Genomic DNA, 12,220 nt, shown 5'->3' with positions numbered 1-12,220 from the left:
CACCCCGCCCGCCCAGGCCAGCATGCCATGGGCGTTGTAGCGGCGTGAGCTGCCGCGCTGATAAGTGCGCGCAATCCAGTAGTCGCTCACCAGCACACCGGCAATCGGTGGAATGGTGACGGTCAGGAGCATCAAGAAGCTCATGAAGCTTCCCAGAATTCCGGATGCAGCCAGCAACGATCCCAGCACGCCGGCCATCAAGGTGGCGAGCTGACGCCGACGCTCGGGCCAGTGCAGCAGTTGGTTGATGGCCAGCCCCGACGAATAGGCGTTCATCACATTGGTGGTCCAGGTCGCAATGATCAGCACGCTCAGCGCCAGCACGGGCATGCCCAGCTTGGCATAGATCTCCACAATGTCGTAGGTGTTCTGGATGATGGCCAGCATGGCGCCGCATGCAGCCAGGCCAAGCGCCGCGGGCAGCAGGCCGAGCACCGAGCCCAGCACCGCATCCAGGCGCGTCCGCGCGTGGCGCGCATAGTCGGGCGAGATCACCCCGCCCACAGAGAAGAAGCCGATGGACAAACCGATGGCGGTGGCGAAGTCCAGCTTGTGCGCCGGATCCGGCCGATAGCGTGTGATGACCTCGAAACCCTGGCTTTGAAACGCCAGAGTCACCGCGTACACCACCAGCGCCACCTTGCAGGGCACCGCCACATAGTTCAGCCATTTCAGGTACTTGAAGCCGAACACCGCCGTCAGCATCATCAACAGGCCGATCAGGAACGACGCCCAGGCCGCCGACAACTGCCAGCCAAAAGCCAGTTGGCCGATCTTGGCAATCGATCCACCGGCGACACCGCTCTGCACACCGAACCAACCCAGCAACGACACGCCCAGCGCCAGCCCCACCACCAGCCGGGCACCGTTGCGGCCAAAGGCAGCGGAGGCCAGCTCGACGGTGTCGAGACGCTGCTCCACCGCGGCCACGCTTTCCAGACTCATGAAGACGACGACCACCGTGAAGCCGAGGAGGCCGGCCAGCAAGGCGTCCCAGAAAGGCAGTCCGGCCACCAGGGTGCTGCCGATCAGCAGCGAAGGCACGCTGATCATGCCGCCGAACCAGATGGTGGCCAGGCCGACCCAGCTCAGCTGTGCCTCGTCGATTGAACTCTTCATGCGGATTTACTCCAACGATGGGGATCAGAAGCGGCGGCCACGCAGCGCCGGGGGCGCCTGGAACAGGCCAAAGCGCTGCAGCTCTTGCTCGGGTGGCGGCTCGCAGCTCCACACCCGGCTGGGGGTCCAGCCGAAGCGTCGCTTCAGCTGCGCCAGGTGCTCGGCGAGCTTGAAGGGGGCGACCACCGCATCAATCACCGGCACGCCGATCTCGCGCTGCACCTCCTGGAAGAAACCGAACTCCAGGGTGCAGCCCAGCACGATGGCCTCGGCGCGATCCTGCTTCACTGCCCGGTAGGCCTCCTCAAGAATGCGCGCGCGGGTAACCGCATGGTCCTGCTGGAACTCGTCCACCCCCATCTCCAGCGAACGAAACGAGGCCAATCGATCCGCCATGCCATAGGCACGCACGCGCTCGTGCATTTGCTCCACCCATTTGTGCCGCCCCACCAGGATGGAAAAACGATTGGCCAGCTGCGCCGCGACGCCCAGGCATGCCTGGCAGGGTGCCACCACCGTCGTGGCACCGGATATTTCGCGGGCATCCTCCAGGGCCGGGTCGTAAAAGCAGCCAATCACCATTGCATCGACGCCGCGCTGGTCGGCGTCGCGCGCGCTGGCCACGATGCCCTGCGACATCAGCGCCTCGTAGCTGCGGTACTCCAGGTGCGAGGGCGAGGCCGCAAGGTCCAGGGACACGACCTCCACCTCGGTCGCGGGCTGCTTGATGCTCTCAAGCAGCTCGGCAATCGGCTGGTTGTAGGTGTGGAGGCCGATCGGATTGAGCCAGCGCAGGCGCACGGCATCTTGGTCTTCTTGCATGCTCGATTGCTCCGTCAACGCCTCAAGGGCGGTAGCCATAGTCGGCCAGCGCCTGCGCGGCGCTGATATAGCCGTCGCGCAAGTCGCGTTCGATCGCCGCACGGCTGCGACGGCGCGGGTCCCCATAGCCGCCGCCATGGCCCGTGACAATACGGATCAGCTCCCCGGCCTTGACACTCACTCCGGTGTCCATGGTGCGACGTTCGATGCTGCCGTCGGTGCGATGGATCTCGGCGCGGTTGGAGCTGCCCTCGGCCCCACCCAGCAGTCCCCATGGCCGGCTCTCGGTTCGGCTGTAGGTCACGGTCAGGAAGCCCTCGTCCGAGTTCAGCCGGTAGTCGAGCACGACACCGCGGCCGCCGCGGAATTCACCGGCGCCACCCGCCTCTTGATGGAAGGCGTATTGCTCGATCTGCACGCCGTAGCGGCTCTCGGCCAGCTCCACCGGGATGTTGTAGGTCTCGCCATTGGCGCAGCAGAACATGCCGTTGAGGCCGTCGCGGTCGTGCCCCGCACCCCAGCCTCCCAGCAGCGGCTCGCCCAGCACATAGAACTGCTGGCTGTCAGGGTGCGTACCCGCCAGGAAGGTGCCGCCGACGCTGCGGTAATGCCCGGCCGGCAAGCGTTCCGCCATGGCAGGCGCCAGGGCCTTCCACACCAACTCGATCACGGCCACCAGCGATTCGTAGTAGATCGAGACTGGCGCCGGGCTGACCGCCGTGATCACGGTGCCCTCGGGGCAGACGATGTCCACATGGCGGAAGCAGCCACCGTTGGCCGGGATGTCAGGATCGGTAATGGCCTTCAGCGCACAACGCACGGCCGTCACCAGGGCGGTACGGGTCGAGTTGATCGGGCCGGGTGCCTGCGCCGACGTGCCGCTGAAGTCGGCCGTCATGCGGCCGCCGGCAATCGTGACCTTGACTTTGAGCTTGAACGGCCCGTTGCCAAGTCCATCCTCTTCCAGCAGGTCCTCGGCCTCGTAGACGCCCTCGGGCAGCAACTTCAGCTGTGCGTGCGTCAGCCGCTCCCCATAGTCCAGCAGATCGCCCATCGCAAAACCGACGGTGTCGGCTCCATAGCGCTGGAACAGCTGCTGAACGCGCCGCTCACCAGTGCGCGCCGCGGCCACGCCCGCATGCATGTCGCCCAAGGTCTGTTCGGGCATGCGGACATTGGCTGCGATCACATCCACCAGGCTCTGGTTCAGGCGCCCCGCCTCGTAGAGCTTCACGAAGCGCAGGTGCAGACCCTCCTGATAGATCTCGCGTGCCGTGGTCGAAACGCTGCCTGCGTCCTTGCCGCCGATCTCGGTCCAGTGAGACTTGTTGACGGAGAAGCCGACCAGCTCGCCCTCGAACAGGATGGGCACGATGATGAGGACATCCGAGAGGTGGGTGCCGCCGCCTTCATAAGGCGTGTTGGTGATGATGACGTCGCCGTCGCGCAAGCTGGCGGCCGGATGGTGCTGCAGAGCGCTCTGCACCGCGGTATCGAGCGTGGCGAGAAAGCCCGCCACGCCATTGCCCTGCGCGATGAGTTCGCCGCGCGCATCGGTGAGGCCCACGGCAAAGTCCGTAGTCTCGTAGATGATGGGGCTCATGCTCGTGCGGATCATGACCTGGAACATCTCCTGGCCGATGGCGGTCAGGGCATCCTTGATGACCTGCAGAGTGACCGGGTCGAAGCGCGTCGCCTGCGCCATGGCAATGTTCTGGACGTTCATGCGGCCTCCTGTGCGGCGTCGAACTGCAGATCGATGATGAAGTTGCCGTACGAGTCGACGCTGAGCGAATGCCGTGGAGGCAGCACCAGGGACGAAGCGGCGTCCTGCACCACAGCCGGTCCACGCAGCTGCATGCCGGGCTCAAGGCGCGCCCCGTCATGCACGGCAGCGCTGAATTCGCCATGGTGCTCAAAGTAGACCTGGCGCCTGCCCACGACGGTGTCGTCGACGTGGGCCTTTCCAGCGGGTCGTAGCTGCGGCTTGGGTTTGACCACATGCACGCTGGCGACCAAGTGGAAGTTGACGACCTCGATGCCGGCAGCGGGCAGCCGGTAGGTGTAGCGCGTCTCATGATCGGCGTGGAAACGGTCGGCGAGCGAAGCCACGCCGCCTTGCTGTCCCAGTGCCACCAGGTCGACAGGCACCTTCACCGTGTGCTCCTGGCCCATGTAGCGCAGGTCGGCATAGTGCGCGAATGTCATCTCCGCTTCGTTCATGCCGGTGGCCGCGAAGTCTTGCCGTGCACGCTGTTGCATCTCGGCGAACTGCCGTCCTAGCGTCGCAGCTACATCTGGCCCCAGTGCGCACAACGCCGTCAGGGTGTAGTCGCGGCGTATGTCGGTGAGCAACATGCCCCAGGCCGAGAACACCGCGGCATTGGTCGGGATGATGACGCGTGGAATGCGCAGTTCTTCGGCCAGCTCCAGCGCATGCAGAGCACCTCCGCCGCCAAAGGCCATCAGCGCGAAGTCGCGTGGGTCATAGCCCTTGTTGGTGGACACCAGCTTCAGCGCGTTCACCATATTGGCATTGGCCAGACGCAGTACACCGCGGGCCGTTTCCAGACCATCCAGCCCGAGCGGCGCCCCCACTTGCGCAAAGGCCGCGGTCACCGCTTCCAGATCGGGCCGTACCTGACCGGCCAGGAAATGCTGCGCATCGATGCGGCCCAGCAGCAGGTTGGCATCGGTGGTGGTGGGCTTGTCACCGCCTCGGCCATAGGCCACAGGGCCGGGGTGCGCGCCCGCACTCTGGGGCCCTACCTTGATACGGCCGCCCGCGTCGACGCTGGCAATCGATCCGCCACCCTGCCCTATTTCGACCAGATCAATCACTGCGGTCTGGATCGGGTAACCGGGATGCTTGGCCGTTCGCTCGATGTGGTATTCGGTGGTCACCGGCACCATGCCTCGATGGATCAGCGTGCATTTGGCGGTGGTGCCACCGACATCCAGCGCGATCAGGTTGGACTCACCGATCAACTGACCCAGCGCCTGCGCCGCCAGCATGCCGCTGGCCGGCCCGGACTCCACCATCGACACCGGGTTGGCAATGGCGCCGGCGCTGCTGGTCATGCCGCCATTGGACTGCATCAGGTATAGATGGCCGTCGAAGCCCTGCTCGCCGATGGCGGCCTGCAAGGCCTGCACGTATTTGCGCACCACCGGCGACACGTATGCAGAAGCCACGGTGGTATTGCTGCGCTCGTACTCGCGCCATTCCCGACTGATCTCGTGCGACGCCACCACCGGGATCTCCGGCATCAGGCGGCGCAGCTCCCGCGCAATGGCGGCCTCGTTCTGCGGATTGCGATAGGCATGCAGGCAGCAGATGGCCACCGCTTCCACACCCTCGCGGCGCAGGTGCCCGACGATGGCCGGCAGTTCGTCGCAGGCCGCCGGCGTCTGCACCTGGCCCAGGTGGGTGGTGCGCTCGCTCACCTCCAGGCGCAGATAGCGCTCCACAAAGGGCACCGGCTTGACAAAGTTGAGGTTGAACAGATCGGGCCGGTTGCCGCGGCCGATCTCCAGCACGTCACGGAAACCGCGCGTCGTGATCAGCGCTGTCTTGGCGCCGCGGCGCTCGGTCAGCGCATTGATCACCACCGTCGCGCCGTGGGCCAACATGGCCACCTGGGAGAGATCGGCGCCACTGCGCAGGATGGCGTTGAGAACCCCCTGCTCAAACTGCGGGGGCGTGGTATCGACCTTGAGCGTGCGCAACTCGCCGCGCAGGCTATGGGGGTCGTAGTCGTAGAGCACCAGGTCGGTGAAGGTGCCACCGACGTCGGTCGCAATATGGATGGTCATGATGGTATGGGCGCGCAGGCGCCGCTCAGAAGTTGTGGCGCAGATCCAGACGCACGACGCGCGGCAGCGCCGGTGCGGTGAAACCGCCAGACACCCACTCGGCGTTGTAGAGCTTGTTGGTCGCGTTGTTGACCGACAGCGCGGCAGACCACTTGCCCTTGGCATCTTCAAGTGCCGCACGCAAATTCAGCAGGATCACGTCGTCGCGGGCGAGGCTGTTCTCGGGGTCCCAGTACTGCTTGCCCTTGAGCATCAGGTCACCGCGCAGCGTCAGGTTCAGCCCCGGGCTGATGGCATAGCGGTATTGCGCGCCAAGGTTGGCGCTCAGCTTGGGCACATAGGGTGCCTGCTTGCCCACCGCGGCAGGATTCACCGCATAGGCTTTGATCTTGCTGCTGGTGACGCCCAGGCCGGCATAGGCATCCAGCGCCGAGCCCAGGTGCGCCACCGCCTCGATCTCGCCACCGGTCAGGCTGACCTTGTCCAACGGCACCAGCACCTGCGCACCCACCGAGCCGATGAAGACAAAGTACGGCGCGTTCCTGACCTCGGTCTTGAACACCGCCGTGTTCAGCTGCAGCGCACCGCCCAGCAGCAAAGTCTTGTAGCCGAGTTCGAAGGATTTGGTGATCTCGGCGCCGATTTGGTCCTTCACGCCATTGACCGGCGGCGTGGCGCCTGCCGCCGCCGCCCCCACCCCGCTCTGGTTGAACTGCCCGGAACGGAAGCCCTTGCCCAATGAGGCGTAGCTCAGCGACCCATCGTCGGCCTTGTAGCGCAGCGAGATCTTGGGCTGCATGGCGCTGTAGGTCGCCGACTTGGTGCAGGCGGCCGGATCGGCGTTGCTGCAGCCCGCCGGCAGGCCCACCGACTGGCGAGCGTCGACCGTCTGCTCGCGCTCGTCGCGGTCGTAGCGCAGGGCCAGCGAGACCTCGACCTTGGAGCTGAGGTCGTAATCCACGTTGCCGAACACGGCCGAGGCGGTGTTGCGGTTGTGGTCCGCAAACCAGCTGAGGGTGGGATTGCTCAGGCTGGCAAAGGCCGGGTCGTAGCTGATGAAGTCGACGCCCTTGCCCAGGTCCGAACCCGTGGTGGTGGAGATGAAGCGCTTGGTGCGCAAGCCATAGACGCCGCCCATCCAGCGCAGTCCCTTGCGGGTGGGCGAGGTCAGCCGCACTTCCACCGAGTCACTGCTGGTCTCGACGAACTGGGTCTGCGTGCCGTCAAACATGCCAAACAGATTGCGCGTGGCGGTATAGGGAAACTGGTCCGCAGCCAGGTATTCATTGATCTTGTTGTGCGAGGCAATGCCGGTCAACGCGGCAAAGCCCAGGTCATAGTCAGCCTTGAGGGTCACCTCGTCCATGTCGCGCGTGTTGCGCCCCAAGTTGTTGGCGCAGAAGATCTTGGACGCAACGTTCGGATCCAGGCGCGTGAAGTCAAAGGCGTTCGATTCGTCGGCAGTGCAGTCCGATTTCAGATGGGTGGGTTGGTACTGGAAATTGCCGCCGCCGGCACGATCTCGGACGAAGTTGGTACGCAGGTCCAAAGTCAGTGCCGACGTGACGTTCCAGCTCAGCAGGCCGCGCAGGGTTTGGTCGCGGTAGCTATCTGCCTTGCGGCCCAACCCCGGGTTGTCGAAATAGCCCTTGCGATCGGTGGCGCTGCCGGCCAGGCGGAAGAACAGGCGATCCTCCACCAGAGCACCGCTGAGCGCGCCTTGCAGGATCTTCTCGCCACCGCTGCCGAATGTGAGCTGAGCAAAACCACTGCTTTGATTGCCGGGTTGCTTGGTGCGGATCAGGATGGCACCGCCGGAGGCATTGCGCCCATAGAGCGCGCCCTGCGGACCGCGCAGCACCTCGATGCTCTGCACGTCGAACAACTCCTGCGTGAATTGCTTCGCGTCGGACTGGATCACGCCGTCCACCACCACCGCCATCGGCGCCTCGCCATTGCGTACCTGAGACAGCCCGCGGATGGTCATGAAGGAGGTCCCGACCGACTGCGTCTCCGCCAGCGAGAGGTTCGGCGTGATGGCCACGAAATCGCCCGGCTTGCGGATGCCGGCGTCTTCGATCGCCTTAGACGAGAAGGCCTTCACCGACATGGGCACGCTTTGCAGCGTCTCGGTGCGGCCGCGCGCCTGGATCACGACAGTGCCGAGCCTTTCGAGTTCTTGCGTTTCTGCATCCTTGGTGGACGCATCGGTCTGTGCGCTGGCGGCAAGAGGCCAAGCCATCACGAGTGCTGAACTCAGCAGGGCCAAGCGGCCTGGAAATGTAGAGAGAGACATTGCACGTATTCCTTGTTTCTGGAGAAGCGGGAGGAGCTGGCAACACCGGATTGCTGCGGGCTGAGTGCAATGTAGAAATTCGCCCTCGCATGCTCAATGCACGCTCCGGGTAGGCTTCGCTACCCGGGCGCGAGGAACCTACCCATGCGGGTGGTTTGCTAAGGGCAAGACCTGAGAAGGGCCGGGCGCCGCGGCCGATGCGGGCGTGGCGGGGTCAGCTGCGGGTCTGCACGGTGCCGTGCATCACCAGGCCCTGCTGCAAGGCCGCACTGATGGCGGCGCTGCGGCTGTCCACGTTCAGCTTCTGGAAGATCTGCTTGAGGTGGAACTTGACGGTGTTCTCGGAGATGTCGAGCGCGCGCGCGATCGCCTTGTTGGCCTGACCTGCTGCCAGCAGCTCCAGCACCAGCGCTTCCTTGGCACTGAACTGGGCACGCTGCCGCGGCGGATGCGTCTGCCAGCCACGCAACTGAGTGATCATGAGCAGGGCCTGAGGCGGCAATGCGGCCTCCATCTGCTGCAGCAGGGGCAACACGGCCGGCCCGGCTTCCAGCAGGAGACCATGGAGCCCGGATTGCAGCAGCGGTGCAAGCACCGCCTGTATGTCGGCCACCGCGAGTTCGCCGTCCTGGGCCCGGCGCCGCGACAACAAGGCAAGCAAGCGCAAGCGCCAGGCGGGCAATGCCAGCCCATGCTCCTGCAGCGCGCGCGCAGCGCGTTCCAGGCGCACTTGGGCGGCCTGGGCCGCCCCGGCTGCCAGCTGCAGGCGTGCCAGGGCCAGCGCACCGGCTTCGATGAAGCGCCAGTCCATACCGAGACCGGGCTGCAGCTGCGGCGTCAGCGGCAGCAACTGTTCGAGGTTGGCGGCAAGCGCCTCCTGCTGGGCCTGTGGCACCAGGCCACATTGCGCGAGCAAGTCGACCCGCCAAACTTGCACCAGCCGACTCAGCCGGACCAGACTTCTGCGCCGACCCAATTGGGCGGCGCGGTCCAGCAAGGCCAGGGCAGCCTGCAGGCCCTCCTGCCGAAGTGCGATGCGCCAGCTGACCTCCGCGTTGGCGGCAAAGACGTCGAGCCAGCCATCGACATGCTCAAGCGTTTCCTGCCCTGCATGCAGCCAGGAGGGCACCTCGGTCCACTGCCCCTGCCAGTACAAATGCTGGGCCTTGAAACATCCGACCAGGGCCTTAAGGGTGCTGTCGGTGCCGAAGTTGGCCTCGGCCAGAGCCAACGCCTCGTCGACATACTGTCGCGAGGCCTGCAATTGCCCGGAGAAGCCGAGGGCTTGCGCCCAGTGGATGAGACAGTAGTTCTCGCCCAAGGAACTGCCGGCGACGCGCATGCGCGCGCGCGCGGCTTGCGCAGCTCGCGCCGCGTCGTCCATGCGCCCCCAGGCCAGCGCCGCCACCGCACCACCGCACAGCAAGGTGGCCTGGCCGAGCGGATCGTCTGCCAGCATGGCGTTGGCCGACTCTGAATTGGTTGGCCACAGGCCCGGCTCGGCAAGCAGGTCAAAGTAAACATGCACCAGGGTCTTGATGACGGCCAGGTCCCGCTTGAGCTGAGGGGCCTCGCGCGGCGCGATCACGACCTCGGCCAGGCGCAGCAACTCGGTCGACAACGCCTCGTCGCCCAATTTGGCGTGCAGATAGGCCTGCATGAGCAGCAGCTCAGGCTCGGTGCGCAGCGTCAGGTCGTCAAACTGCTGCAGCAGGCTGCGGGTGTACTGGATGCCCTTGCGCAGCACGAGCTCCCAACCGCCCGCCTGGTGCACCAGCTCGATCGCCAACGCGGTGTCCTGAGCCTGCAAGGCATGTGACACTGCCAGCACCCAATCCGCCTGCCGGGCCAGCCAGGGCGCGGCGGCGCGATGCACTTGCCGGGCCCGCGCCGGATCCAGGCGCGGGCGCAGAAAATCCGCCAACATCAGGTGGTAGCGAAACCAGCTGTGCTCGATGTCGAGCGGCACCAGCAGAGCTTCGTATGGCGCGAGGCGGGCCAGCAACTCGGCGCTGTCATGCCGGCCACGTGCGACGTCCGCCAACTCGGCGTTGAATCGCTCCAGCAAGGAGGTTTCAAGCAGGAATGCGCGGGCGTCGTCCGGCAGGCTCGCGACGATCTGTTCGGCCAGGTACTCCGCCACCTCGGCAACACGACCCGAGAGCGCACGCAGGCCATGGGAAGAGCCCGCGCCTCGCTCCAGCCACAGCTTGGTCAGCTGGATGGCGACCGCCCAGCCTTCCGTGCGCGCATGAACCACGGCCAGTTCGGCGCGGTCCAGTCCGGCGCCGAGAATATGGCTGGCCTCGGACAGGGACAGAATCAAGTCGTTCGCGTCCACCTCGTGCACCAGGCCGCGTGCCTTCAGCATGGCCAGCGGCAGGTGCGGCCTGGCCCGGGTTGCCAGCACCAGTTGCAGCCAACGACTGCCGCGCTCCAACAAGGTCAACAGCACCTGATCAATCGACGGACAGGCGGCGCGCTGGTAGTCGTCAAGCATCAGCGTGATGCGCTGACCATGCCGCTCCAGCGCCTGAAGCAAGGCGGCGAGCGTTCGCTCCGGGTCGGCGTCGAGCGCCTGGTCGTGCGCGCGCAGCGACAGGCCTTGCAGGTCCACCCCCACACCTTCGAGCGCCAGCAGCACATAGGCCAGGAATCGCCCCGCATCGGCGTCGGCATCGTCCAGCGAGAGCCAGGCCACCGGCCCAGACGAGGGATCGGCCAACAGAGCCTGGCGCCATTGAGCCAGCAGGGTCGTCTTGCCGAATCCCGGCGGCGAGGTCACCAGCACCAGTGACATCCGCCGGTAATCGCGCAGCCGCTTGAGCAAGGCCTCGCGCGGTGCCGCGTCCAGCTGCATTTGCGGCGGGGCGAGCTTGCCCACCCACATCCAGGGGCTGGAACTCGGCGCCATGGCATCGCTCATGGCAGAGACTTTACTTCGGGTCCAACAGCACAAAGAAGATCTCGCTGTCCTCCAGGGCGGTGGTGCTGTGCTCTTGCGCAGGGCTGGTGCTCAGCAGGTCACCTGCGCGCACTTCGTAGCTCGCGTCGGCCGTGTCGATGCGCAGTCGCCCGCTCACCACATAGCCGAGCTCATGAGCCGCGCTGCTGCGCATGCCAAGCAAGGGGCTGCGCATGCCTTTTTCGAAGCGGCACAAGCCGATCTGCGCCCGACTGACGGGCGCCAAATCGATCCTGGGCACAGAGGTCAACGCGTACGCACCGCTGAGCGCCGGGAATCTGTGTACCTGCATGTGTCGGCTCCTCGATCTATGGACATGGGGCATGCCAGCTGGCTGCGCTACTGAACTCTTGGGCAGCGCCCCGTTTCGGGCAACTATTTCGACGGGTACAACTTCCAGCCAGGCTCGAATTCCCTACCCGCTTGAGTAGGTCCGTAGGGGTAATTTGGTAGAACGCCCCATCCATCAGCGACTGCCGTTTGGCCATGAGCCCGGCGCCTTCGCCTTCCATATCGGAGATGCCGACCGTCCGGCATGCCACGCGCTCGATCAAATCCGCAACCCTTGAACGCTGGCCCAGCGCACACCTGCAGGCAGCCTCGATGAGCGCTGCAAGCGTGGTCTTAGGATTGCCAAGCTCGTCGTCGCGAGGTCTGATCGGAATTCGGGCAGTCACTGGAGCTCACATGAACACGCCGTCATCCAACGAGCAGCACCGCTTCGTCCTCAGCCACCATGACGAGGCTGCCTTTAAGACCGGGGGTCTGCGCAGCTACTCGTCCTATCGTGATCTGGGTGTCGCTGAGGCAACGAACGGCCTCGCGCGAGCGCATGTGATCCGCATGATCGAGCCCTACCGGCCCGAGTTGAGCGTCCGTCATCACCATGACGTGCAGTTCCAGATGGTCTACTGCCTAAGAGGGTGGTTCGAGACCGAGTTTGAGGGTGTCGGCCGGCGCCGGCTGCATGCGGGCTCGAGCTGGGTGCAGCCACCCAACATCCGCCACACCGTGGTCGGATGGTCCGAGGATTGCGAACTGCTCGAGATCTTCATTCCTGCCGAGCACGAGACCGTGAGCGATGCTTGAAGCATGGGCACTGTCGTGGTTGAACGGCCGCTCCTCGCGGCGGATTCAATCGGTCGACGCAACACACTAGGGGCCGATCAGGCCGAAGGAGTGTTGGACATGAGGCAGCGACC

Annotated in this window: 8 protein-coding genes; 1 reads left to right on the top strand and 7 read right to left on the bottom strand. The window is 65.3% G+C overall.

Annotated elements, in window-relative coordinates; genetic code table 11:
- The 7 genes from AC3WQY_RS24320 to AC3WQY_RS24290 form a co-directional block, all read right to left on the bottom strand.
- Positions 1–1,119: cytosine permease (locus AC3WQY_RS24320; protein WP_492711183.1), on the bottom strand; the 1,119-nt coding region annotated here is incomplete at its 3' end.
- Between the two features lie 24 nt (positions 1,120–1,143).
- Positions 1,144–1,941: an aspartate/glutamate racemase family protein gene (locus AC3WQY_RS24315; protein WP_492711182.1), complete on the bottom strand. Its 798-nt coding sequence runs from the start codon at positions 1,939–1,941 to the stop codon at positions 1,144–1,146.
- 22 nt (positions 1,942–1,963) lie between these two features.
- Positions 1,964–3,667, bottom strand: coding sequence for a hydantoinase B/oxoprolinase family protein (locus AC3WQY_RS24310; protein WP_492711181.1), 1,704 nt, complete (start codon positions 3,665–3,667; stop codon positions 1,964–1,966).
- Entirely contained in the window at positions 3,664–5,757 is a 2,094-nt protein-coding gene (locus AC3WQY_RS24305; protein WP_492711180.1) for a hydantoinase/oxoprolinase family protein, read from the bottom strand. The genes AC3WQY_RS24310 and AC3WQY_RS24305 overlap by 4 nt, the downstream gene beginning before the upstream one ends.
- A 25-nt stretch (positions 5,758–5,782) precedes the next feature.
- A complete protein-coding gene (locus AC3WQY_RS24300) occupies positions 5,783–7,999 on the bottom strand; it encodes a TonB-dependent receptor (RefSeq protein ID WP_492711179.1) in 2,217 nt (738 codons plus the stop codon).
- A 268-nt stretch (positions 8,000–8,267) separates the two neighbouring features.
- On the bottom strand, positions 8,268–10,979 hold the full coding sequence (locus AC3WQY_RS24295; RefSeq protein ID WP_492711178.1) for a winged helix-turn-helix domain-containing protein: 2,712 nt from the start codon (positions 10,977–10,979) through the stop codon (positions 8,268–8,270).
- Positions 10,980–10,989: 10 nt separating this feature from the next.
- Positions 10,990–11,193, bottom strand: coding sequence for a cupin domain-containing protein (locus tag AC3WQY_RS24290; protein ID WP_492711177.1), 204 nt, complete (start codon positions 11,191–11,193; stop codon positions 10,990–10,992).
- Between the two features lie 512 nt (positions 11,194–11,705).
- Here AC3WQY_RS24290 and AC3WQY_RS24285 point away from each other — a divergent pair.
- Positions 11,706–12,107 (top strand): cupin domain-containing protein, encoded by a 402-nt coding sequence (locus tag AC3WQY_RS24285; protein ID WP_492711176.1) that lies wholly within the window; start codon positions 11,706–11,708, stop codon positions 12,105–12,107.
- Positions 12,108–12,220: the final 113 nt, after the last annotated feature.

It is taken from the genome of Roseateles sp. FW301-B2, assembly GCF_058788955.1.
Note: the sequence above shows the minus strand (reverse complement) of the source record. Positions and strands in the feature narration are given on the sequence as shown.